This is a genomic window from Pseudomonas sp. LBUM920 (genome assembly GCF_003852315.1).
Classification (GTDB): Bacteria; Pseudomonadota; Gammaproteobacteria; order Pseudomonadales; family Pseudomonadaceae; genus Aquipseudomonas.
Genome location: NZ_CP027762.1, coordinates 2,552,172 through 2,574,046, shown reverse-complemented (window position 1 = coordinate 2,574,046; position 21,875 = coordinate 2,552,172). Strand labels below are relative to the sequence as shown.

General features: G+C 61.2%; 22 protein-coding genes and 4 pseudogenes. 7 read left to right on the top strand and 19 right to left on the bottom strand.

Going from position 1 to position 21,875, the window contains the following annotated elements:
- The first annotated feature begins 3 nt into the window (after positions 1-3).
- Positions 4-279 carry a peptidylprolyl isomerase gene (locus tag C4J83_RS12095; protein ID WP_003174397.1) on the top strand — a complete coding sequence of 92 codons (276 nt, stop codon included), beginning with the start codon at positions 4-6 and terminating at the stop codon, positions 277-279.
- Positions 280-442: 163 nt separating this feature from the next.
- On the opposite strand, the pseudogene C4J83_RS12090 reads toward C4J83_RS12095, so the two are convergent.
- The 11 genes and pseudogenes from C4J83_RS12090 to C4J83_RS12035 form a co-directional block, all read right to left on the bottom strand.
- Positions 443-547: pseudogene (locus C4J83_RS12090) on the bottom strand (sugar kinase); the annotation flags it as partial.
- Positions 548-672: 125 nt separating this feature from the next.
- Positions 673-777, bottom strand: a pseudogene (locus C4J83_RS12085) (sugar kinase); the annotation flags it as partial.
- A gap of 125 nt (positions 778-902) precedes the next feature.
- Positions 903-1,007: pseudogene (locus C4J83_RS12080) on the bottom strand (sugar kinase); the annotation flags it as partial.
- 355 nt (positions 1,008-1,362) lie between these two features.
- Positions 1,363-2,268, bottom strand: a complete 906-nt coding sequence (locus C4J83_RS12070) for a sugar kinase (protein WP_124417138.1) — start codon at positions 2,266-2,268, stop codon at positions 1,363-1,365.
- A 115-nt stretch (positions 2,269-2,383) separates the two neighbouring features.
- Complete coding sequence (locus tag C4J83_RS12065; protein WP_124417137.1) at positions 2,384-3,592, bottom strand: amino acid deaminase; 1,209 nt, start codon at positions 3,590-3,592, stop codon at positions 2,384-2,386.
- An 8-nt stretch (positions 3,593-3,600) separates the two neighbouring features.
- Positions 3,601-4,365: an IclR family transcriptional regulator gene (locus C4J83_RS12060; RefSeq protein ID WP_106580124.1), complete on the bottom strand. Its 765-nt coding sequence runs from the start codon at positions 4,363-4,365 to the stop codon at positions 3,601-3,603.
- A 167-nt stretch (positions 4,366-4,532) separates the two neighbouring features.
- The gene (locus C4J83_RS12055) at positions 4,533-4,922 is read right to left on the bottom strand and encodes a RidA family protein (protein WP_106580125.1); all 390 of its coding nucleotides are present in this window, start codon (positions 4,920-4,922) and stop codon (positions 4,533-4,535) included.
- A 15-nt stretch (positions 4,923-4,937) separates the two neighbouring features.
- Entirely contained in the window at positions 4,938-5,720 is a 783-nt protein-coding gene (locus C4J83_RS12050) for an amino acid ABC transporter ATP-binding protein (protein WP_119735365.1), read from the bottom strand.
- On the bottom strand, positions 5,717-6,379 hold the full coding sequence (locus tag C4J83_RS12045) for an amino acid ABC transporter permease (protein WP_025857548.1): 663 nt from the start codon (positions 6,377-6,379) through the stop codon (positions 5,717-5,719). The genes C4J83_RS12050 and C4J83_RS12045 overlap by 4 nt, the downstream gene beginning before the upstream one ends.
- Positions 6,380-6,391: 12 nt before the next feature.
- Complete coding sequence (locus C4J83_RS12040) at positions 6,392-7,054, bottom strand: amino acid ABC transporter permease (protein WP_106580127.1); 663 nt, start codon at positions 7,052-7,054, stop codon at positions 6,392-6,394.
- 52 nt (positions 7,055-7,106) lie between these two features.
- The gene (locus C4J83_RS12035) at positions 7,107-7,955 is read right to left on the bottom strand and encodes a transporter substrate-binding protein (RefSeq protein WP_065929539.1); all 849 of its coding nucleotides are present in this window, start codon (positions 7,953-7,955) and stop codon (positions 7,107-7,109) included.
- A gap of 694 nt (positions 7,956-8,649) precedes the next feature.
- Here C4J83_RS12035 and C4J83_RS12030 point away from each other — a divergent pair.
- The gene (locus C4J83_RS12030) at positions 8,650-8,898 is read left to right on the top strand and encodes a hypothetical protein (RefSeq protein WP_106580129.1); all 249 of its coding nucleotides are present in this window, start codon (positions 8,650-8,652) and stop codon (positions 8,896-8,898) included.
- Between the two features lie 96 nt (positions 8,899-8,994).
- Positions 8,995-9,327 carry a thioredoxin family protein gene (locus C4J83_RS12025; protein ID WP_106580130.1) on the top strand — a complete coding sequence of 111 codons (333 nt, stop codon included), beginning with the start codon at positions 8,995-8,997 and terminating at the stop codon, positions 9,325-9,327.
- On the opposite strand, the gene C4J83_RS12020 is transcribed toward C4J83_RS12025, so the two are convergent.
- The 3 genes and pseudogenes from C4J83_RS12020 to C4J83_RS12010 all read right to left on the bottom strand — a co-directional run bounded on the left by C4J83_RS12020 (position 9,308) and on the right by C4J83_RS12010 (position 12,439).
- Entirely contained in the window at positions 9,308-10,873 is a 1,566-nt protein-coding gene (locus tag C4J83_RS12020) for a TerC family protein (RefSeq protein WP_124417136.1), read from the bottom strand. The genes C4J83_RS12025 and C4J83_RS12020 overlap by 20 nt on opposite strands.
- Before the next feature lie 383 nt (positions 10,874-11,256).
- Positions 11,257-11,526: pseudogene (locus tag C4J83_RS12015) on the bottom strand (sugar-binding domain-containing protein); the annotation flags it as partial.
- Between the two features lie 31 nt (positions 11,527-11,557).
- Entirely contained in the window at positions 11,558-12,439 is an 882-nt protein-coding gene (locus C4J83_RS12010) for a LysR family transcriptional regulator (protein WP_124417135.1), read from the bottom strand.
- Between the two features lie 150 nt (positions 12,440-12,589).
- Here C4J83_RS12010 and C4J83_RS12005 point away from each other — a divergent pair, with 150 nt between their 5' ends.
- Positions 12,590-14,107 (top strand): MFS transporter, encoded by a 1,518-nt coding sequence (locus tag C4J83_RS12005; protein ID WP_124417134.1) that lies wholly within the window; start codon positions 12,590-12,592, stop codon positions 14,105-14,107.
- A gap of 112 nt (positions 14,108-14,219) precedes the next feature.
- Here the strand turns inward: C4J83_RS12005 and sohB are convergent, their stop codons facing one another.
- Positions 14,220-15,245, bottom strand: coding sequence for a protease SohB (sohB, locus tag C4J83_RS12000; RefSeq protein ID WP_124417133.1), 1,026 nt, complete (start codon positions 15,243-15,245; stop codon positions 14,220-14,222).
- A 193-nt stretch (positions 15,246-15,438) separates the two neighbouring features.
- Between sohB and C4J83_RS11995 the strand changes: the two genes are divergently transcribed.
- Both C4J83_RS11995 and C4J83_RS11990 read left to right on the top strand, forming a co-directional pair.
- Positions 15,439-16,149 carry a histidine phosphatase family protein gene (locus C4J83_RS11995; RefSeq protein WP_124417132.1) on the top strand — a complete coding sequence of 237 codons (711 nt, stop codon included), beginning with the start codon at positions 15,439-15,441 and terminating at the stop codon, positions 16,147-16,149.
- Between the two features lie 56 nt (positions 16,150-16,205).
- Entirely contained in the window at positions 16,206-16,520 is a 315-nt protein-coding gene (locus C4J83_RS11990) for an SCP2 sterol-binding domain-containing protein (RefSeq protein WP_016969749.1), read from the top strand.
- Between the two features lie 103 nt (positions 16,521-16,623).
- Here the strand turns inward: C4J83_RS11990 and C4J83_RS11985 are convergent, their stop codons facing one another.
- The 3 genes from C4J83_RS11985 to C4J83_RS11975 form a co-directional block, all read right to left on the bottom strand.
- Positions 16,624-17,787, bottom strand: a complete 1,164-nt coding sequence (locus C4J83_RS11985) for an alpha/beta hydrolase (RefSeq protein WP_124417131.1) — start codon at positions 17,785-17,787, stop codon at positions 16,624-16,626.
- Between the two features lie 6 nt (positions 17,788-17,793).
- Positions 17,794-18,381: an NUDIX domain-containing protein gene (locus C4J83_RS11980; RefSeq protein WP_119735374.1), complete on the bottom strand. Its 588-nt coding sequence runs from the start codon at positions 18,379-18,381 to the stop codon at positions 17,794-17,796.
- 95 nt (positions 18,382-18,476) lie between these two features.
- Entirely contained in the window at positions 18,477-19,346 is an 870-nt protein-coding gene (locus C4J83_RS11975) for an SDR family NAD(P)-dependent oxidoreductase (protein WP_124417130.1), read from the bottom strand.
- Positions 19,347-19,508: 162 nt separating this feature from the next.
- On the opposite strand from C4J83_RS11975, the gene C4J83_RS11970 reads away from it, so the two are divergent.
- Positions 19,509-20,435, top strand: a complete 927-nt coding sequence (locus tag C4J83_RS11970; protein ID WP_106580139.1) for an alpha/beta hydrolase — start codon at positions 19,509-19,511, stop codon at positions 20,433-20,435.
- Positions 20,436-20,627: 192 nt separating this feature from the next.
- Here the strand turns inward: C4J83_RS11970 and C4J83_RS11965 are convergent, their stop codons facing one another.
- The gene (locus C4J83_RS11965; protein WP_119735376.1) at positions 20,628-21,788 is read right to left on the bottom strand and encodes an alpha-hydroxy acid oxidase; all 1,161 of its coding nucleotides are present in this window, start codon (positions 21,786-21,788) and stop codon (positions 20,628-20,630) included.
- Positions 21,789-21,875: the final 87 nt, after the last annotated feature.

Here is a 21,875-nt window from a genome sequence, read left to right as displayed (position 1 = left end):
AACATGAAAGCCCAAGCCCGTCACATCCTGGTGAAAACCAGTGAAGAAGCCGAACAGCTCAAGCAGCGTATCGCCAAGGGCGAAGCGTTTGATGTGCTGGCCAAGAAATACTCGACTTGCCCGTCCGGCAAGCGCGGCGGTGATTTGGGTGAAGTGCGGCCAGGGCAGATGGTCGGGGCAATTGACGCGGTGATCTTCAAGAAGCCGGTGAAGGTGGTGCATGGGCCGATCAAGAGCAAGTTTGGCTATCACCTGGTGCAGGTGTTTTACCGGGATTAAGTGTTTGGCTTGAGACCGCTATCGCAGGCAAGCCAGCTCCCACACTTGACCGCATTTCAACTCAAGAATGCAGCCTGCTGAAGGAATGCAGCCTGCTGAAGGAGTGCAGTCAACTGTGGGAGCCGGGCTTGCCCGCGAACCGCCGCAGGCGGCCATGTACCCGCTACTTCGGAATCAGTGCCCCCGGCACCTGGATGACCCGGCTCGCCAACCGATGCCCAGCCAACGCTGCCTCTTGCGGCGACTCACCCTTCAGCCGACTGGCCAATCGCAGGCAAGCCAGCTCCCACACTTGGCTGCATTTCCACTGAAGGAATGCAGCCTGCTGAAGGAATGCAGTCAACGGTGGGAGCCGGGCTTGCCCGCGAACCGCCGCAGGCGGCCATGTACCCGCTACTTCGGAATCAGTGCCCCCGGCACCTGGATAACCCGGCTCGCCAACCGATGCCCAGCCAACGCTGCCTCTTGCGGCGGCTCACCCTTCAGCCGACTGGCCAATCGCAGGCAAGCCAGCTCCCACACTTGGCTGCATTTCCACTGAAGGAATGCAGCCTGCTGAAGGAATGCAGTCAACGGTGGGAGCCGGGCTTGCCCGCGAACCGCCGCAGGCGGCCATGTACCCGCTACTTCGGAATCAGTGCCCCCGGCACCTGGATAACCCGGCTCGCCAACCGATGCCCAGCCAACGCTGCCTCTTGCGGCGGCCCACCCTTTAGCCGACTGGCCAATCGCAGGCAAGCCAGCTCCCACACTTGGCTGCATTTCCACTGAAGGAGTGCAGCCTGCTGAAGGAGTGCAGTCAACGGTGGGAGCCGGGCTTGCCCGCGAACCGCCGCAGGCGGCCATGTACCCGCTACTTCGGAATCAGTGCCCCCGGCACCTGGATGACCCGGCTCGCCAACCGATGACCAGCCAACGCTGCCTCTAGCGGCGACTCACCCTTCAGCCGACTGGCCAATCGCAGGCAAGCCGGCTCCCACACTTGGCTGCATTTCCACTGAAGGAATGCAGCCTGCTGAAGGAATGCAGTCAACGGTGGGAGCCGGGCTTGCCCGCGAACCGCCGCAGGCGGCCATGTACCCGCTACCTCGGAATCAGTGCCCCCGGCACCTGGATGACCCGGCTCGCCAACCGATGACCAGCCAACGCTGCCTCTTGCGGCGGCTCACCCTTCAGCCGACTGGCCAGATACGCTGCACTGAACGAATCCCCCGCCGCCGTCGTGTCCACCACCTTCTCGACCTTCAACGCCGGCACGGCAAAGCGCTCGCCAGCACAACGGATCAAACATTCATCCGCACCGCGCTTGAGCACCACCTCTGCAATCGCCGGATACGCCGCAAACACCTGCTCGCTGTCGGCATACCCAAACAACGCACGCTCGTCGTCCTCGGTCAGCAAGGCAATATCCACCTCGGCCAACACGGCGTGGTACGCCGCGCGCGCCGCCTCGACGCTGGCCCATAAACGCGGCCGGTAGTTGTTGTCGAAGACTACCTTGCCACCGCGCTTGCGCGTTTCGATCAAGGTTTGCAGTAACCGCGTACGCCCGATTTCTCCCAGCACTGCCAGGGTAATACCGCTGAAATACACCACGTCATAACCCGGCAAAGCCGCCAGGATCGGCTCGGCGGCCGGGGTGGTGAAGCAGTCGCGCACGGCGGCTTCGTTGCGCCAGTAGAGGAATTTGCGTTCACCGTTGGCGTCCGTCTGGATGCAGTACAACCCCGGTAACCGCCCGGGCAGGCGTTGGACCCTGCCCAGGCCCAGGCCCTCTTCGGTCCAGTGCTTGCACATGGCGTCGCTGAAACTGTCATCGCCCAGGGCGGTGACGTAATCGACCGTGCCAATGTCGCCCAGCTCGCGGCGCAGGTACACCGCTGCGTTCAGGGTGTCGCCGCCAAAGCTTTGTTGGAGGCTGCCGTCGGCGCGGTGTTGGAGTTCGATCATGCATTCGCCGATCAGGGCGATGCGCGGTTGTGGGTTCATGCCTTGGTCTCTCGCTGTTCTGGAGGGCCTCTTCGCGGGCAAGCCCGCTCCCACATTTGGACGTGTTCACAATCCAATGTGGGAGCGGGCTTGCCCGCGATAGGCGCGACGTGGTCTAGAAGCAGGTATGCAGCGACTCGATCACCTGCAACTGCTCATCCACCAGGCAGCCCACTTGCCACTTGTCGAAGGTCAGGCAAGGGTGCGAGGTGCCGAACGAGATGATGTCGCCGATGCGCAACTCAACCCCCGGTGCCACCGTCATGAACGCATGCTGGTCCATCACCGCCGTCACGATGCAGGCGGTGACGTCATCGCCTTCGGCCGGCACAATTCCAGCCCGGTAGCGCTTGAGCGGCACTGGCAAACCGGCGTCGTAGGCCACGTCGCGCTTGCCCAGGGCGATCACCGCAAAGCCTGGCTCGGGCATCGACTGCACGTGCGCCCAGACTTCCAGCGCCGGGCGCAGGCCTTCGTTGAGGTCGCTGCGACGGTCAAGCACGCAGCATTGCGCTTCTTTGTAGATGCCGTGGTCGTGGGCCACATAGCTGCCAGGTCGCAGCACGCTGAGGAAGCGGCCGGCGGCGTTTTGTTCTTCAAAGGACTCGGCGATCAGGTCGTACCAGGCCGAACCCGAGGCGGTAATGATCGGTTTGGGCAGGTCGAAAGAGCCGTTGTTTTGCAGGTCGACCGCCAGGCGCACCAGGCTGGCGGCAAAGTCGCGGATGCCGCTGATGGCGTGCTCGCCATGGATCACGCCTTCGTAGCCTTCAATGCCGGTGAGGGCCAGCGCCGGTTGGGCCTTGATCGCCTTGGCCAACTCGCGCACTTCCTGCTCGCTGCGGCAGCCGCAACGGCCGCCGACCACGCCGTACTCGATCATCACGTTCAAGCGCAGGCCACGGGCGGCGAAAAACAGCCCCAGGTCGGCGACGTTGTCCGGGTGATCGACCATGCAATGGAAGTCGAAGTCTTTGTCGGCCAGCAGATCAGCAATCAACGCCATGTTCGGCGCGCCGACCAATTGGTTGGCCATCAATACGCGACGCACGCCCCCGGCATAGGCGGCGCGGGTCTGCACCGCATTGGCCAGGGTGATGCCCCAGGCGCCCGCCTCGATCTGGCGCTGAAACAACGCCGGCATCATGCTGGTTTTGCCATGGGGCGCCAGTTCTGCGCCGCTGTTGCTGACGAAGTCCTGCATCCAGCGAATGTTGTGTTCCAGGGCTTCGCGGTGCAGCACCAGGGCCGGCAGGCTGACGTCGCGGACCAGGTGGGCGCCAACGGCGGCGGCGCCTTTTTCAACGGCGTTGAGGGCAGTCATAAAAACTCCTATTCGTTGATGCGTCGGGCCAGGTTGTTGGCGCTGTCGATCAACACCCGGCGATAGTCGTTGTAGTTTTTGATCGCGTCGGCCCGTGGGGCAACGATGCACAAGGTCGCAATGCTGATGCCCTGCGCGTCCCGCACCGGGGCGGCGAAGCAATGGGTGAAGGTGTCGGCCACGCTGTCGAAGGAGAAGAACCCATCGAGCGTAGCCTGGCGGATCTGCGCCAGAAACGTCTCCAGCGGCAGGCGTTGGCCGTCTGGCAGGATGAAATCGTCGTAGTCGATCAGGTCGATAATCTGCTGGTCGCTCAGGTGCCCCAGCAACAGGCGCCCGGAAGCCGTCCACGGGATCGGTGCGTTTTCGCCGATGTCCGACGAGATGCGGAAATGCCGCTCGCCCTCGCGCATCAGCGCCACCGTGTATTTGCGCCCGTTGAGCAGGCACATCTGCGCGGTTTCGTGGGTCTGGCTGACGATTTCCTGCAGGGCGTGATCGGCCTCGCGGGTCAGGTCGAAGTGGCGCAGATGCGCCTGGCCGAGGAAATACAGTTGGCGGCCGAGGTAGACGTGGCCGTCCTTGCCCACGGTTTCGAGGATGCGCCGCTCAAGCAACGAGGCGACCAATTCGTAGACCGTGGATTTTGGGCTGCCGATGCCGCTGGCAATATCATTCGGGCGCAGGGGCTGGCCGATTTCCTTGAGAAAATCGAGGATATCGAATGCACGGTCCAGTCCTTTGGCGCGGCGTTTGATGGTGTCTTCGGTCATGGCAGTTCGGTCCGGTCGAAATTCTAGGGTCTGGCAGAGATCCCCTGTGGGAGAAGGCTTGCCCCCGATTGCAGTGTGTCAGTCAATACAGGTGTTGCTGATACACCGCTATCGGGGGCAAGCCCCCTCCCACATTTGATCTTCAGTGGATTTCAAGAGAGGGGCATTTAGCCTTTTTTCTTGTAGGCCACGCAATCAATCTCAACCTTGCAGTCGACCATCATGTTGGCCTGCACACAGGCGCGTGCCGGGGCGTGTTCGGGGGTGAAATACTCGCCGAACACCTTGTTGAAACTCCAGAAGTCGCGCGGGTCTTCCAGCCATACACCAACGCGCACCACGTCCTTCAACTCGTAACCGGCCTCTTCCAGAATGGCCACCACGTTGCGCAGGGTCTGGCGGGTTTGTTCGATGATGCCGCCGTTGATGATTTCACCGTCCACCGCTGGCACCTGGCCCGAGACGTAAAGCCAGCCGTCCGCTTCCACTGCACGTGCGAAAGGACGCGGTTGGCCACCGCCGGCGGTGCTGCCGGTGCCGTAACGAGTAATGCTCATAAAGTTGCTCCTGATTTAAAAACGAATGTTCTTCAAAAATTCCGCCAGGCGCGGCGATTGTGGGCGTTCGAAGATGTCCTTCGCGCTGCCCTGCTCTTCAATGCGGCCCTGGTTCATGAATACGATTTTGTCCGACACTTCATAGGCAAAGCGCATTTCGTGGGTGACCAGCAACATGGTCATGCCCTCTTCCGCCAGACCCTTGATCACGCTGAGCACCTCGCCCACCAACTCCGGGTCAAGGGCCGAGGTGACTTCGTCGAAGAGCATCAAGCTGGGGTTCATCGCAATCGCCCGGGCAATCGCCACGCGCTGTTGCTGACCGCCGGACAACTGGCCGGGGAAGTGATTGCGCCGTTCCAGCAGGCCGACGCGGTCCAGCCATTTTTCGGCCAGGGCCACGGCTTCGTCCTTGCCCATCTTCTTGACCTTGAGCAGGCCAAGGGTGACGTTTTGCAACGCGGTGAGGTGCGGAAACAGGTTGAACTGCTGGAACGCCATGCCGGTCATCGCGCGGTGCTGGGCAATCACCCGCTCGGGGTGGCGCACACGCTTGCCGGCGATTTCGCTGTAGCCGATGGACTCGCCGTCCAGGGTGATCTGCCCGCCCTGGAATTCTTCCAGCAGGTTGACGCAGCGCAGCAGCGTGGTTTTGCCCGAGCCGCTGGAGCCGATCAACGTCACCACGTTGCCGCGCTGCATGGACAGGTCGACACCCTTGAGCACTTCGACCTGGCCGTACTGTTTACGCAGGCCGCGAATGTTCAAAAGCGGTTGGTTGGTTTGAGGTTGGTTCATGGCAAGGCCACCCGCTTTTCAATGTAGCGCCCGAATAACTCGATGGCGTAGTTGATGACAAAGAACAGAAACCCGGCGAACAGGTAGAACTCCAGGGTCATGAAGGTGCGCGCGATCACTTGCTGGGTGCTCAGCAGCAGCTCGGCCACGCCGATCACCGAGAGCAAGGTCGAGGCCTTGACGATTTCCGTGGAGGAATTGACCCAGGTCGGCAGGATCTGGCGCAACGCCTGAGGCAACAGCACGTAACCCAGCGACTGGTAGAACGTCAGGCCAATCGCCTTGCCCGCTTCCAGTTGCCCACGGGGAATGGCTTGCAGCGCACCGCGCACGATTTCCGACACGTGAGAGCCGCAGAACAGCGTCAGCCCGACGGCGCCGGCCTGGAATGCGGTGATCTGCCAACCGAGCGCCGGCAGCATGTAGAAACACGCCAGCACCAGCACAAACACCGGCGTGCCACGGATCAGGTCGACATACAGACGAAACGGCGCGCGCATCCAGAATTTGCCGTAGGTCAGGATCAACCCGGCGACGATGCCGATCAGCGTACCGAAAATAATCGCAAGCGCAGACACATACACGCTGGCCTGAAAGCCCGCCCACAGGGTGTCCCGGGCGATCCACAACTCATGCAGCCAGCTGGGGGACTCGTACATGGAAACCCTCCTTTAACGACGGATCGCCAGACGCTGTTCCAGGTAACGGAGCAGCATGGCAATGAGGTAACAGGCAGCCACGTAGAGCGCGGTCGTGACCATCCAGGTTTCAATCACCCGGTAGCTTTCGACGTTGATCTTGCGGGCGTAATAGGTCAGCTCCGGCACGGCTATCGCCGCGGCCAGCGAGGTGTCCTTGAACAGCGAAATGAAGTTGTTCGACAACGCCGGCAAGACGTTGCGCAGCATCACCGGCACGGTGATGTAGGCGCGGATACGCCACTCACCCAGGCCGATGGCCAAGCCGGCTTCCCGCAAACCCTTGGGAATATTCAGCAGCCCGGCGCGAAACACTTCGGTGAGGTAGGCACCGGCGTACAACGACAGCGTGATGATGAAGGACGGGATTTTGTCGAGACGAATCCCCAGTGACGGCAGTGCAAAGTAGATCAACAGGATCAGCACCAGAATCGGCGTATTGCGGATCACCGTCACGTACACCGAGGCGATGATGCGCAACGCGCGGTGTCTGGACAGCATGGCGAACGCCATCATCAGGCCGATCACGCAGCCAATCGCGATCGACAGCAGCGCCAGCTCAAGGCCCAGGCCGAGCCCCGCCAGCAAGCTGGGGAAATCACGCCACACGGCGGCAAAGTTCAACTGATAGTTCATGGTCGGCAGTACCTGATTGGGGCGCCGTCAGCGACGCCCCAGGGTTTACGATTTACTTGAACTCAACCGGGAAACCGATCGCTGGCTCTGGCAAATCCACGCCGAACCACTGCTTGAACGAGGCCTTGTAGGTCGGGAATTCCACGCCGGTCATGGCTTCATGCAGCGCGGTGTTGACGAAGTTCAGCCAGTCCTGGTCGCCACGCTTGACCGCGCACGCGTAGGTTTGCGGGCTCCAGGCGTAAGTGGGGCTGCGATAGCGGCCTGGGTTTTGCACCATCAGGTACTTGACCGACGACTGGTCGGTGGCGGCAGCATCGGCGCGGCCGGAGTTCACGGCCTGGTACATCAGGTCGACGCTGTCGTACTGGTCAACCTTGGCCTTGGGCAGCGCCTGGTGCACCAGCTCTTCGGCGTAGACGTTTTGCAGCACGGCCACAGTGACGCCGTCGCCGGCGGCTTGCAGGTCTTCGATTTCCTTGTACTTGCTGTTGTTCGGCAACAGCAGGCCCACGCCTTCGCGGTAATACGGCAAGGTAAAGGCAACCTGCTGCGCACGGCTGGCGGTAACGGTAATGAACTGGCAACTCATGTCGACCTTGTCGGTCAGCAGGTTGGGAATACGTGCGTCGGAAGACTGCACCACAAACTCGACCTTGCTCGGGTCGTTGAACAAGCCTTTGGCGACAATGCGGCCGATGTCGATATCAAAACCCTGCAACTTGCCATCCGCTCCCTGGAAGTGCCACGGCGCATTGGTACTGCCTGTACCCACGATGAGATGCCCACGCTTGAGCACATCATCGAGCTTGCTGTCCGCCGCGTGCACAACGCTTGCGAGGGAAGCCGATGCGGCGAAGAGAAAAACACACGCTTTAAACACGGAAGGTCGGTGATGCATGACAAGCACTCCAGGAGTTGTGTATTCCGCTATACCGGAACTTAGTATGTAACAACGGAATAGACAGCAGAAAGTGTGCCACACGCAGTTGCAGAAAAACATGACGCGGGTAAAGTTGTTTTAAATCAATTGGATAGATATTGAGCTGGGGTAAGGCGCTATGCCAGCAGCCTGGAAGGTGTTGCTACGCAAGGCCACACACGGCGGTGACAGTTGGATGCGGTGCACCACGGTAGCGTTACCGTGCACCGTGGCGGTGCTAGGGCGTGGGTGTTTTCTGTGGCAAGCGGGCTTGGTGTGGCAGGCGGGCGTGTGATGGCAGACGGGCTTCTTATGGTGGCAAGCGGGCTTCTGGTGGTGGCAAGCGGGCTTCTTGTGGCGAGCGGGCTTGCCCCGCGTTGGGCTGCGAAGCGGCCCCAAAACCTGGCGACGCGGTTTTTCAGGTATAGCGCGGCGGCTGGCTTGGGAGCGCTTCGCACTCCAACGCGGGGCAAGCCCGCTCGCCACAGGAAGCTTGCTCACTACAGCTAGCCTGTTTGCCACGACTGGCCCGTTTGTCACATGGCCCATCTGCCACAAGTCGCCCGTCTGCCATGGCAGGTCTGCTCGTCACCAGCGTTTCTTGGCGAGGCTCTGGTTGTTTTTTTGTGCTGGGCTAGGCTGGTGGGAGGTCTGTGTACGGGAGCGTGGCGTGATGAAGGTAAGCCTAATGGTGGTGTTGCTGGGCTGTCTGGCGGCCGGTACGGCTTCGGCCAGTAATGATCGCCGTGAATGCAAGGAAGAACTTCAGAAGCTCAAGGAAGCCTTCAGCACTGATTACACCAGCCAGAACCACCATGGCTATCGTCGGGCGAAGGCGTCCAGGGACAATGAGGAATACAAGAAATGCGCGAGCCAGGCGCGCAAGGCGCGTGAACGAACCGAGCGTGCCGACGATGCATGAGCCTGTCTACCTGTGAAGGTTGACAGTAGACGGTGGTGATCTCGCGATCTAGCGTACCCGGCAGGCCCCCTCGGCCAGGTGCACAAGGAGATCATCATGGGTGCTGCCAATGCGGTGATTGATACCCTCAGCGACTACCAGCAGGTTCTGAATCAGCACCCGCTGGTCATCGTGCTGTTTACTTCCCAGTCCTGCCAGGCGTGCCTGGGAGTTCACCCACGCTTTAATAGCATCGCCGAAAAATACGCCGGCCGAGTGAAGAGCATGATCCTGGACACCGCCCGGACGCCGAGAATCGAAGGCGTGGACGGCACCCCCACTCTGGTGGTCTACAAAAATGCCCTTGAGGTCGAAAACCTCAAGGGCATTGGCGCGCCGGATGAACAGGAAGCACTTCTGGATCAGGTGTTCAAAGACTACGCGCCGTAGGTATCAGCAGCACCTGCGTCACCCGCCGCTCCTCCACTGCCGCCACCGTCAGGTGCCAGCCTTCGTGCTCCAGGCTGTCGCCCACTCGCGGCAAGCGGTCCAGCAGACTCATCACCAAACCTGCGAGCGTCTGGTAATCGTCGGTGGCCACGGCCTTGAAGCCGGTGCGCTGGCGCACCTGGTTAAGGGTCAAGGCGCCATTGGCGCGAAAGCCTGCGCCCTCCTCGACGATATCCGGCCCTTCGATTTCGCTGGCATCCGGCAATTCACCAGCGATGGATTCAAGGATGTCGGTCATGCTCAGCACGCCGATGAAATCACCGAATTCGTTGATCACAAACGCAATATGGGTGGATGCCTGGCGCATCTGCTCCAGGGCGTTGAGAATCGAAAAGCTCTCCAGCAGGTTGACCGCGCGGCGCGCCAGGTGCTCCAGGTTCGGCTCGTGGCCGGCCAGGTATTCTTTGAGCAACTCCTTCTTGTGCACAAAGCCCAATGGCTCATCGACAGCACCGTTGCGGATCAACGGCAGCCGGGAGTAGGACGAATGCATCAATTTACGGCGGATAGTGTCGGCATCGTCCGCTAGATCGATACAGTCGACCTTGGCCCGCGGCGTCATCAAGCTGCGGATCGGGCGCTCGGCCAACTGCAACACGCCACTGATCATCACGCGCTCGCGTCGGTCAAACAGCGGGCCCTGGGTCGCATCCGGCTCGCCCATCAAGTCGGCAACGTCGTCATCCATGCCCTCCACGGCCAGACTGCGCCCCCCCAGTAAACGCATCACCGCATGCGCAGTGCGTTGGCGCACCGGCAACGTGCCCTGTACCGACTTTTTGCGACGGGCGCGGGCAAGCTGGTTGAACAGCTCCACCACAATCGAGAAGCCCATCGCCGCGTACAAGTACCCCTTGGGCACGTGGAAACCCAAGCCTTCGGCAGTCAGCACCAGGCCGATCATCATCAGGAAACTCAGGCACAGCATGATCACCGTCGGGTGCGCGTTGACGAAACGGGTCAGCGGCTTGCTCGCGACAATCATCAGGCCGATGGACACGATCACTGCGATCATCATCACCGCCAGCTCATCGACCATGCCCACGGCGGTCACCACCGCGTCGAGGGAGAACACCGCGTCGAGCACCACAATCTGCGCGACGATCGGCCAGAACATCGCATAGGTGGCATTGCCGGCCCGCTGGGCGACGTGACCTTCGAGGCGCTCGTGCAATTCCATAGTGGCCTTGAACAACAGGAACACACCGCCAAACAACATGATCAGGTCACGGCCGGAAAACCCCTTGCCGAAAACCTCGAACAGCGGCTGAGTAAGGGTGACCATCCAGGAAATACTCGCCAGCAGGCCCAGGCGCATCAGCAACGCCAGGGACAACCCGATCAACCGCGCCCGGTCGCGCTGCTCCGGCGGCAGCTTGTCCGCCAGGATCGCGATAAACACCAGGTTGTCGATGCCCAGTACCAGTTCCAGCACAATCAAGGTCAACAGGCCGAGCCAGGCCGTTGGATCCGCTAACCATTCCATTTATAGAGCCTCGTTATAGATGTCTGAATGCCGGACACGGCAAGGCGCGGTCAGTGGACCGGGACAAGGGCAGCCATCGAATACGGGGTGCTTCAGCGGGAACAGCAACAGCGGATGTCTTGGGGAAAGACGACTGGGAGGCTCCGAGAGGGTGTTCATGCAAGTCCTGCAGTGGAAAAGGACCTGAATCGTACAATCGAAACCTAAATTTCCTACAACGCAAAACTATTACAAAATCTGTACACAAACCAACACAAAACCCATGTGGGAGCTGGCTTGCCTGCGACACAGGCAACTCGATGCGTCAGTCAAACCGAGGTGACGCTATCGCAGGCAAGCCAGCTCCCACACAAGCCCGCTCCCACAGGTTGCTCTGCGTCGTGTCAGCTTTTACGCGTCGCACCATCCAGCGCCAAAATCGTATGCGCATTCGTCACCATGGTTGCAAGGGTATTAATCACCCCCGAGCGCAACGCGCCAAGCGTCGCCGCCGCCTTGGTGTTCTCACTGGCAATCGCCACCACGTCCGGGATGCGAAACAGCGCCTGCACCGTCAGGCCGATCACCCGCCCCTGGATGGCGTTGACCGCCGGCTGCCCGTGTATGTCGATAAAGTCATAACCCATCATGTCGCCCACCGTACCGGACACACGGTTAGCCCGCACAGCCTCCAACCCGCCGCGATCAAGCATCCAGCTTAGTCATCTGCTTGACCTGCTCGATATACCGCACCACCGCCGGTGCTTTTTCAAAGCGCCGGTGTATCAGCGACAGCCACGACGAGGCCTCGCTGCCCTTGATGCTGCGGTAGACCACGCCCGGCAAACTCACATGCCCGACCATCGACGCCGGCACGACCGCCACGCCCTGCCCTAACGACACCAACGCCATCACCGCCACCAAGCCACCCGGCTGTGGCCCCAGGCGCGGGGCAAAACCGCCCTTTGCAGCGACGTGCAAGGTGCCGCTGATTTGTTCCGGCAGAATAAAGGTCTCGTTTTGCAGGTGTTCACAGCCAATGGCTTTGAGCCCCAGCAGCCAGGAATCCTGCGGCAGCGCCAACACAAAGCCTTCGCTGGCCAGGCGCACGGCGTCCACGCCATCGGGCAGGGTCATGGGCGAGCGGATATAGCCGATGTCATAGCGCCCGTCCGCCACCGCGCTCGGCAATGTCGCCATCGCCCATTCGCGCACGTTCACGCTCACATCGGGAAATGCCTGGCTGAACGCGCGCATCTGGCGCTGCAACACGCCGGAGTACACCGCTGAGGCCACGTAGCCCAGCTCGATATGACCGATCTCGCCGCGCCCGGCGCGCTGGGCACTGCGCTGGGCGAATTCGAATTGGCGCACCGTGGCTTCGGCTTCAACCAGCAACGCCGCACCGGCTTCGGTGAGGCTGACTTCGCGCTGCTGGCGGACAAACAAGCGGGTGCCCAGGCTGGCTTCCATGTCCTGGATTTGCCGGCTCAAGGTCGGCGGGGCGATGCCTAACTGCTCGGCGGCGCGGCTGAAGTTGCGCTGACGGGCGACGGCGAGGAAGTAGCGGAAATGGCGGATGTCCATTGCAGGATTAGCTCAAAGGTAATGAAGTGCTTCAGGCAAGCTAACAAGACCGGTCTTCGCCGGCGATAAGCTCACAGCACCTCAACACTAGAGAGCCTACGCGATGATCGTCAACTGCCTTTTCCTTATTGCCTGCAGGGTAATTCAGCCATGAGCCGGGTCAGTCCGCGCTTGACGCTGCTCACGGCGTCCGGCGTTTGTGCGCTGATCGTGCTCGACACCAATATCGTCGCCGTGACCCTGCCGAGCATCGCCCGTGACCTGGGCGCCAATTTTGCTGACATCGAGTGGGTGGTCAGCGCCTATATGCTCGCGTTTGCCGCGTTGTTATTGCCGGCCGGCAGCCTCGCCGACCGCTTTGGGCGCAAGAAGACCCTGGTCTGGGGCTTGAGCATTTTCATCCTGGCCTCCCTGGGCTGTGGCGCCGCACCGAATGCGCTGTTTCTGGACATCGCCCGCGCCGTCAAAGGCGTCGGCGCGGCGTTACTGCTAACCTCCGCCCTGGCCTCCATCGGCCATACGTTTCATGATGAAGTGGAGCGCGCCAAAGCCTGGGCGTTCTGGGGCGCGTGCATGGGCGTGGCGATGACCGCCGCGCCGACCTTGGGGGGCTTGATCACTCAGTACCTGGGCTGGCGCTGGATTTTCTACCTCAACCTGCCCGTGGGCCTGGGGCTGATGGCGCTGGTGCTGCGTGCGATTGCAGAGTCCCGCGATACCCAATCGGCGCGGCTTGATCCGTGGGGCAGCCTGGCCTTCAGTGCCAGCCTGTTGTGCCTGATCTGGGGATTGATCGAGGCCAATCGCATCGGCTGGAACAACCCGCTGACCTATGCGCGGCTTATTGGCGGCGCCGTGCTGCTGGGTGTGTTTGTGCTCGCCGAGCGCGTGCAGCGACGGCCCATGGTGGACCTGCAGCTGTTTCGCCACCCGCGCTTTATCGGCGCGTTGCTGGGGATGTTTGCCTATGCCGGCTGCGCCCAGGTGATGATGACGCTGTTGCCGTTCTACCTGCAAAACGGTTTGGGCTTCTGTGCGGTTGCCTCGGGCCTGGGGATGCTGCCGTTTGCGCTGACCATGCTGATTTGCCCACGGATCGGCGCTCGCCTGGCCGGGCGCTTCGCACCGGCGACCATGATGGCGAGCGGTTTGGCGTTGGTCGGTTGCGGCAACCTGCTGAGCGCCTGGGCGGTCAATGTGGGTGGCTACGTGCCCTTCGCCCTGGCAATTGCCGTGACCGGCGCCGGCGCGGGCCTGCTCAATGGCGATACGCAGAAAAACATCATGGCTTGCGTGCCTCGGGACCGCGCGGGCATGGCATCAGGCATGAGTACCACGATGCGCTTCAGCGCGATCATGTTGGCTATCGGCGTGTACGGGGCATTGCTGAGCAGCCACAGCGAGCAGTTGCTGCGCGCAAGTATCGAGCCGCAGTGGCAGGCGCAGGCAGCGGCGATTGCCTCGCGCGTAGTAGCCGGTGATATGCAGGCAGCGATGGGTGTGTTGCCGCAGACGGCACGGGCGGTGGTGCAACCGCTGGCACGGCAAGCGTTTGTGGGTGGGTTCAGCGCGGTGTTGTGGGTGGCGGGGGTGTTGGGATTGCTGGGGGCGTTGGTGGTGGGAATGCTGATGCGAAAGCCGATTCCCGTTGTGCTAGCGCAGAACTGAATGTGGGAGCGGGCTTGCTCGCGAATGCGCTGTGTCAGTCAACACATCTGAACTGAAACACCGCATTCGCGAGCAAGCCCTCTCCCACAAGGGGTTGACCTGCAGTCTGGAATTACCAGAACCGCTGCTGGGTCAACCGGCTCCACCAGGTCAGCAGCACTCGGTCCACCGAACCGCTGGCCGCCAGGCCGACCCGCTCTTGCAGGCTTTTACGCTCGGCATAGTGCAGGTGGAACACCTCGGCGGTCTTGGCCTTGGTGGCCAGGTATTCGTCGCTGGTTTGCAGCTCGTCGACCAGTTGCTTGTCGAGGGCGGCAACGCCCAGCCACACTTCCCCGGTCGCGACATCATCGATTGCCAGCTGAGGGCGATAGCGCGACACGAAGTTCTTGAACAGCTGATGGGTGATGTCCAGGTCTTCCTGGAACTTCTCGCGGCCCTTCTCGGTGTTTTCGCCAAACACGGTGAGGGTGCGTTTGTATTCACCAGCCGTCAGCACCTCGAAATCGATGTCATGTTTTTTCAGCAGGCGGTTGACGTTGGGCAACTGCGCTACCACGCCAATCGAACCAAGGATGGCGAACGGTGCGCTGATGATCTTCTCGCCGATGCACGCCATCATGTAGCCGCCGCTGGCCGCGACCTTGTCGATGCACACGGTCAATGGCACGCCCGCCTGGCGGATACGCGCCAGCTGGGATGAGGCCAGGCCGTAGCTGTGGACCATGCCGCCGCCGCTTTCCAGGCGCAGCACCACTTCGTCTTTCGGCGTGGCCAGGCTCAGCAGTGCGGTGATTTCATGGCGCAGGCTCTCGGTGGCCGAGGCCTTGATGTCGCCGTCGAAATCCAGCACAAACACCCGTGGCTTGGCCTCGGATTTCTTCTTGCCATTCTTTTTTTCGGTTTTGCTTTCGGCTTTGCGCAGGGCCTTGAGCTGGTCCTTGTCGAGCAGGCTCGATTCCAGGCGCTCACGCAGGCCCTTGTAGAAATCATTGAGCTTGCTGACCTGCAATTGGCCGGCGGACTTGCGACGGCCTTTGCTGCGCAGCGCCGCGAAACTGATCAGTACCACCAGAATAGCGACCACCAGGGTGACGGTCTTCGCCAGAAAGCTCGCGTATTCGGCCAGAAAATCCATATGTCTCCTTAAAAATGCACTGCGCCAGGCGCGGATGGGCCCAGCATACCGACGGCACCGCGTTCGAGCCAGTGATCAAACCGCCAGCAAGCGGGCTCTAACGGGCTTTTAAAACAAGCGTATGTTTTTTCATTGACAGCTCTCCGGCATCCTCATAACCTCGCCAGACTTTCAACGTACCGGGAAAACGGACGTGGGCAGCATTTATCTGATTCGACATGGCCAGGCCTCTTTCGGTGCAGACGACTATGACGTCCTGTCGCCCGTCGGCGTGGAACAAGCGCAAGTGCTCGGACGCCATCTGGCAGACCTGGGCCTTACGTTCGATCGCTGTATAGCGGGCGACCTGCACCGCCAGCAGCACACCGCCACGTCCGTACTCGATCAATATGCAGCCCGTGGCCTGCCGGTACCTTCGCTGGACATCGACAGCGCCTTCAACGAATTCGACGCCGACGCGATCATCCGCGCCCTGCTCCCCGACCTGCTGACCACCGAGCCCGAAGCCCTGGAGATCCTGCGCAATGCGGCGCACAACCGCAGCGAATTCCAGCGCATCTTTGCGTTGATCATCGAGCGTTGGCTGGCCGGCACCTATGACCCACCGGGGCTGGAAAGCTGGCTGGGGTTTGTCGAACGCGTACAAGGCGGCCTGCAACGGATTCTCGAAACCGCCGAGAACACTGACAAGATCGCCGTGTTCACCTCCGGCGGCACGATCACCGCCCTGCTTCACTTGATTACCCGCATGCCTGCCGCCCAGGCGTTCGAGCTCAATTGGCAAATTGTTAACACCTCGCTCAACCAGCTGAAATTCCGTGGACGCGAGGTGGCGCTGGCTTCCTTCAACAGTCATACCCACTTGCAACTGTTGAAGGCGCCGCAGCTCATCACTTTCCGATGAACTGCGGCCAACCGTGACCCCAAGGTCACTGGACTCTACCCTTAAGGATCGAAACCATGACTGACGTAGCCAAAGCTGTAGAAGCAATGAAAGCCAAATTCAACCCAGCCGCTGCCGACGGCCTGGACCTGGTGTTCGGTTTCCGTATCGACGACACCCAGAACTTCTCGCTGGTGGTCAAGAACAACACCTGCGAACTGCTCGAAGGCGAAAACCCTGACGCCCAGGTCACGCTGGTCACCGACGGCGAAACCATGGAAGGCATCGTCAGCGGCGACACCGATGGCATGCAGGCCTTCATGAGCGGCAAACTGCGCACCGAAGGCGACATGATGCTGGCAATGAAGCTGAGCGAGCTGTTCCCGGCTTGATCACGCTGATTGTGTAGCGCGCTTTACCCCGACAAATCCCGCCACATGGCGGGATTTGTTGTTTGCGGGAGCGGCAAACAGCCGTGACCACCATCCCCACCACTCATCGCCCACAATTGCCCTTGATTGCCTCGCCCGCAAACGCCCGCCGAACAAACCCTATCGAATCACCCAAAGACCCATTCACCGCCCCGGAGTGATCCAGCGCTGGATAGAAATGCCATTCCACCCGATCCCCTGCCTTACAGGCGTCCCGGACCAAGGCTTGTTGGCCCGGCACAAACACATCTCGGTCTTTACCGCCAGTGCCGAGAAACACCGGAATATCGGTTTTCAACGTGGGATAAGCCGCTTCACGCCCCACCCGATCCAACGCTGCCTTGGGCGATCGCTTGAAGCTGTTATTGAAGGTCAACCCGTCAGCCACCACCCGCTGCTCGATGGCATGCAAGCACTCATCCTGACTCGCCCTGAAGGCCGGCAGCGCCCGCTCAGCCAGGTAATCGGCGGGCACGAACGAAGGGTCCAGCAACGCCACCGTACTGAGGCGCAACAGGTTATAGGCAAACGTCGGCACCACCGAACGGCGTGCGTTTTCAAGTTCTGGGCTGCGACCCTGGGCGTGCGCAGAGGCATAAGGCGTACCGGTCGCCACCACCCCGACAACCTCCACATCCGGCGCATAGTCCTTGGCCATTACCGCCGTGGCGAACGCCGCGCGGCCACCCTGGGATTGCCCGAACACCACTGCCCGCTTGGACACGTTGACAGGCGCAGCGCTGACCGCACGGATGCTGTCCAGCACGCCATACGCCAAGGGACGCGTCAGCCCATAAGGGTGCAACCCGGGCGTGCCCAGCCCCTGGTAATCAGTGGCAACAATCGCATAGCCCTGCTCGAGCCAGTGATTGAGATAGCGCGTATCCCGTGGACTGCGCTGATTCAGCGAAGGCGCGCAACGATCAGCACTGCCGACCGTGCCGTGAGCCCATGCCATCAGTGGCCAGCCACCCGCAGGCGCTGGGCCCTTGGGCACGAACAACGCACCGGAGACCGCGACAGGCGTGAGGTTGTCGAGCCCATCGGTGGAGGAATACAGGATCCGCAGGTTCAGCCCGGCCGACGCCAGGCTCTGCTGCGGCGTCAATGCTTCACTGCGCAGCAGTTTGCCGGGCATTGGCGGCACAGGGTCCGCCCAGGTGTAGAACGCGTCAGCGGCGCTGCTACTGCCGGCCGCCAGTACCCATAGCAACGCCCACGCGCGCATCGCGCATCACCACCCTTCTTTCAACATGCGCAATTCCAGGTGCTGCAACAGCATGATGGTTTTGCCATCGACAATCTCACCGCTCTGCACCATGGCCAGCGCCTGTTCAAAGCTCAGCTCCAGCACTTCGATGTCTTCACCCTCGTCGATCAGCCCGCCGCCCTCGCCGACCCGGTCTGCTGCCTGGTACTCGCCGATAAAGAAGTGAATGCGCTCGGTCACCGAACCGGGGCTCATGAACGCCGCGTAGATTTTCTCCACGGAGCCGACGCGGTAGCCGGTTTCTTCTTCGGCTTCGAGGCGAATGCGCTCTTCGGGGGTGGCGTTGTCCAACAGGCCGGCGGCCGCTTCGATCAAGTAGCCGGGGTAATCGTTGACGAACGTGGGCATGCGGAACTGGCGAATCAGCAGCACGGTGCGCTGTGCGCGGTTGTACAGCAGAATCGTTGCACCGTTGCCGCGGTCGTACACCTCACGGGTCTGGGCTTGCCAACTGCCATCCTGGCGGCGCAGGTCGAAGGTGTATTTTTTCAGAAGATACCAATTGTTCGACAGGGTTTCTTCGGCGGTGATGCGAACGGGGCTGTTGTCCATGGTCTGGCCTCTGCTCAAAGGAGCGCGAGCATGTCGCGGCGCCAATGTCAGCGTCAAGCGAATCGCTTGTGCAAACAGGCGCGCGGGGTATCGGTTCAGGAAGCAGTCACGGCCTGAGCGAGCGGTTGCTTGATGCGCGGCCACGCGGCCGCAACTTCCTCAGCGCTGGCGGCCTTGATCCGTGCCAGATCGCGCGGGTAATCCACCCCAGGGTTCTCAGTGAACCGCGTCGCCGTGAATTGGCCATTGCTGGCCCGCAGGATGTATCCCGTGTCCTGGCAGTGCTGCGAGGCAAGAAACAGCACACCCGGCGTCACCCATTCTGGCTTGAGTTCGTCCGGTTCCCCGGTCACGCCCCACATGCGCGTCTTGGCCACCGGCGAAATCGCATTGACCTTGATGCCGGCTTCGGCGCCTTCATGGCTCAGGGCATTCATGATGCCCAGTTGCGCCATCTTGCCGGCGCTATAGGCTACCAGGCCGGTCTGCTCGTATTGCGCGTACAGGGCGCGGTCGGAGGTGGTCAGGATGATGCGCGGCGCCGATGAGCGCAGCAGGTGCGGCCACGCATGCTTGCACAACCACAGCGGCGCGTAGAGGTTGATGTCCATGGCGCGCTGGAGGAACGCGGCATCCAGGTCTTCGATGTTCTGATAACCCACCCATCCGGCGTTGTGGATCAGGATATCGAGTTGACCGAACGCCTCGATAGCGAACCCGATCAGTTGCCGGCACCCCTCGGGCGTAGACAAGTCGCCGCCATGCCCCAGCACCTTGAGCCCTTGCGCCTGCAACTGCTGCGCCGCATTGAGCACCACCGAGCCATCGCTGCCGGCGCCGTTACTGTCGGCACCGATATCGCTGATCACTACCCGCGCGCCACGGGTCGCCAACGCCCGTGCATAGCTCAGACCCAGCCCGCGTGCGCCACCGGTGACAATGGCGGTTTTGCCTGTGAAATCCATGTGCATACTCTCCTGTTAAGCCCGCCACCCTAACAACCCAGGCATGCGTTGTTCAATGCTGTAACACTTTGCAAGTAATCCCCATTCACGACTGTCGAATTAATTCCTGCCCCTTAAAGCCATCTGGTAAAACCCCAGCTTCGCTTTTGTCCTGGAACCTTCATGTCATCTCGTTTTTTGTCTCGCCTGGGCCTGCGCTGGTTTCCCCTGCTGTGCATGGCCATCCTGATCATCGGCCTGCCGGTAGGTTGCGCGGTGCTTCAACACAAGGAGCGTGAGCTGGTGTTTCGCATTGAGCCGGGTACCGCCGGCTGGTACACCGGCTTGCCCAAGGCCGTGCAGGAATTCGATATAAAACCCGCCAGTTTCAAATCAGGCCAGAACCTGCATGGCTGGTGGTACCCGGCCGACAAGCAGGATGCTCCGGCGATTCTGTACCTGCACGGCGTGCGCTGGAACCTCACCGGCCAGCTGTTTCGCATTGAACAACTGCACGCACTGGGCTTTTCGGTGCTGGCCATCGACTACCGCGGTTTCGGCCAGAGTCACGGCGACTTGCCTTCGGAAACCAGTGTGTATGAAGACGCCCGCATCGCCTGGGAGCGCTTTCAGGTGCTGCAGCCAGACCCGAGCAAACGCCTGATCTACGGGCACTCGCTGGGTGGCGCGGTGGCCATCGACCTGGCGGCGCAGTTGAGTCAACAGACGCCGGTGCCCGTGCGCGGCCTGGTGATCGAATCCACTTTCACCTCGCTGGGGGACGCGGCCGCGGCCGTGGCCAACACCTCGCTGCCGGTGCGCTGGCTGCTGTCGCAGAAGTTCGACTCCATCGACAAGATTGCCGGCGTGCACATGCCGCTGCTGGTGGTGCACGGGCTGGCCGACCCCTACGTGCCACCACGTTTCAGCCAACAACTGTTCGACGCCGCTCAAGAGCCCAAACGGTTGCTGCTGGTGCCTGGCGCCACGCATAACAACAGCATGAGCCTGGCCGGGCGCAACTATGGGCAAGCGCTGGAAAAACTGATGCAAGCGCAGATGCCCGCACAGGTGGTGACGCACTCCACAGGTCGCAACGGCGACTCTTGAAAGTACTTTTCGGCACTGGGTCCGCGCTTGGCTGTCAAGCGTAAACCCTGCCCATACTGGCCCGCGTCGCAAGTTGATCAAATATTAACCGAGGGTTAAATCGCCAACCCTGCCGGGCCTTCGCAAAGTTATCCACAGAGATACCCACGGTTTTCGTGGACAACTCTTTTTACTTTTTTACGATCTTTTTGCTCAGCAAACCCCTTGGGGAAAGGTGCCGGGCAGCAAAATATCGCGATTCACATCGCGTATATCGTTATAGCCGCACAGCGCCATCGACACATCCAACTCACGGGCAATGATGTCAAGGGCCTTGGTCACGCCCGCTTGGCCCATGGCGCCCAAACCATACAGGTGCGGTCGACCAATCATGGTGCCTTTGGCGCCCAGTGCCATCGCCTTGAGCACGTCCTGGCCGGAACGAATGCCGCCGTCGAGCCACACTTCAATCTGATTGCCCACCGCCTCGACAATTGCCGGCAGTTGGCTGATGCTCGACGGTGCACCATCGAGCTGGCGCCCACCGTGGTTACTCACCACCAATGCATCAGCGCCGGAGTTAGCCGCCAGCCGTGCATCCTCGACGTCGAGAATGCCCTTGATAATCAGCTTGCCACCCCAGCATTTCTTGATCCATTCCACGTCGTCCCAGCTCAGGCGCGGGTCGAACTGCTGGGCGGTCCACGACGACAGCGAACTCATGTCCGCCACGCCTTTAACGTGGCCGACAATGTTGCCGAAACCACGGCGTTTGGTGCCCAGCATGCCCATCACCCAGCGCGGCTTGGTTGCCATGTTGAGGATATTGGGCAGGGTCAGTTTGGGAGGCGCTGACAAGCCGTTGATCAAGTCCTTGTGGCGTTGCCCAAGAATCTGCAGATCGAGGGTCAGCACCAGCGCATCCACACCCGCAGCTTTGGCGCGCTCGATCAATTGCTCGATAAACCCGCGATCTCGCATCACATACAGCTGGAACCAGAATGGCTGGCCAACCTGTTCGGCGATGTCCTCAAGAGAACAGATGCTCATGGTCGACAGCGTGTAGCGCAGGCCAAAAGCGGCGGCGGCGCGGGCAGTCAGGATTTCGCCATCGGCGTGCTGCATGCCCGCAAGCCCCGTGGGCGCCAGCGCGACCGGCATGGCCATGTCCTGGCCGATCATGCTGGCGCGGATCGAACGTTGATCGATGTTGCGCGCCACGCGCTGACGAAATTTGATGCGGGCAAAATCGCTTTCATTCGCCCGATAGGTGCTTTCAGTCCAGGAGCCGGAATCGGCGTAGTCGTAGAACATCCGTGGGACACGTTTTTGCGCCAGCTTGCGTAAGTCTTCGATGGTTGTAATCAACGACATCTAGGTCACCTCTCCCTGAACTGAGCCCAGAGAGTAACCGCCGATCAGCCGCGCAACCAGTCATTGCGTTTATATCGGCAGAAGCCT

Bases quoted from the DNA above. Each gene is read 5' to 3' on its own strand.
- C4J83_RS12095 (WP_003174397.1), top strand. From the start codon at position 4: ATGAAAGCCCAAGCCCGTCACATCCTGGTGAAAACCAGTGAAGAAGCC.
- C4J83_RS12070 (WP_124417138.1), bottom strand. From the start codon at position 2,268: ATGAACCCACAACCGCGCATCGCCCTGATCGGCGAATGCATGATCGAA.
- C4J83_RS12065 (WP_124417137.1), bottom strand. From the start codon at position 3,592: ATGACTGCCCTCAACGCCGTTGAAAAAGGCGCCGCCGCCGTTGGCGCC.
- C4J83_RS12060 (WP_106580124.1), bottom strand. From the start codon at position 4,365: ATGACCGAAGACACCATCAAACGCCGCGCCAAAGGACTGGACCGTGCA.
- C4J83_RS12055 (WP_106580125.1), bottom strand. From the start codon at position 4,922: ATGAGCATTACTCGTTACGGCACCGGCAGCACCGCCGGCGGTGGCCAA.
- C4J83_RS12050 (WP_119735365.1), bottom strand. From the start codon at position 5,720: ATGAACCAACCTCAAACCAACCAACCGCTTTTGAACATTCGCGGCCTG.
- C4J83_RS12045 (WP_025857548.1), bottom strand. From the start codon at position 6,379: ATGTACGAGTCCCCCAGCTGGCTGCATGAGTTGTGGATCGCCCGGGAC.
- C4J83_RS12040 (WP_106580127.1), bottom strand. From the start codon at position 7,054: ATGAACTATCAGTTGAACTTTGCCGCCGTGTGGCGTGATTTCCCCAGC.
- C4J83_RS12035 (WP_065929539.1), bottom strand. From the start codon at position 7,955: ATGCATCACCGACCTTCCGTGTTTAAAGCGTGTGTTTTTCTCTTCGCC.
- C4J83_RS12030 (WP_106580129.1), top strand. From the start codon at position 8,650: ATGAAGGTAAGCCTAATGGTGGTGTTGCTGGGCTGTCTGGCGGCCGGT.
- C4J83_RS12025 (WP_106580130.1), top strand. From the start codon at position 8,995: ATGGGTGCTGCCAATGCGGTGATTGATACCCTCAGCGACTACCAGCAG.
- C4J83_RS12020 (WP_124417136.1), bottom strand. From the start codon at position 10,873: ATGGAATGGTTAGCGGATCCAACGGCCTGGCTCGGCCTGTTGACCTTG.
- C4J83_RS12010 (WP_124417135.1), bottom strand. From the start codon at position 12,439: ATGGACATCCGCCATTTCCGCTACTTCCTCGCCGTCGCCCGTCAGCGC.
- C4J83_RS12005 (WP_124417134.1), top strand. From the start codon at position 12,590: ATGAGCCGGGTCAGTCCGCGCTTGACGCTGCTCACGGCGTCCGGCGTT.
- sohB (WP_124417133.1), bottom strand. From the start codon at position 15,245: ATGGATTTTCTGGCCGAATACGCGAGCTTTCTGGCGAAGACCGTCACC.
- C4J83_RS11990 (WP_016969749.1), top strand. From the start codon at position 16,206: ATGACTGACGTAGCCAAAGCTGTAGAAGCAATGAAAGCCAAATTCAAC.
- C4J83_RS11985 (WP_124417131.1), bottom strand. From the start codon at position 17,787: ATGCGCGCGTGGGCGTTGCTATGGGTACTGGCGGCCGGCAGTAGCAGC.
- C4J83_RS11980 (WP_119735374.1), bottom strand. From the start codon at position 18,381: ATGGACAACAGCCCCGTTCGCATCACCGCCGAAGAAACCCTGTCGAAC.
- C4J83_RS11975 (WP_124417130.1), bottom strand. From the start codon at position 19,346: ATGGATTTCACAGGCAAAACCGCCATTGTCACCGGTGGCGCACGCGGG.
- C4J83_RS11970 (WP_106580139.1), top strand. From the start codon at position 19,509: ATGTCATCTCGTTTTTTGTCTCGCCTGGGCCTGCGCTGGTTTCCCCTG.
- C4J83_RS11965 (WP_119735376.1), bottom strand. From the start codon at position 21,788: ATGTCGTTGATTACAACCATCGAAGACTTACGCAAGCTGGCGCAAAAA.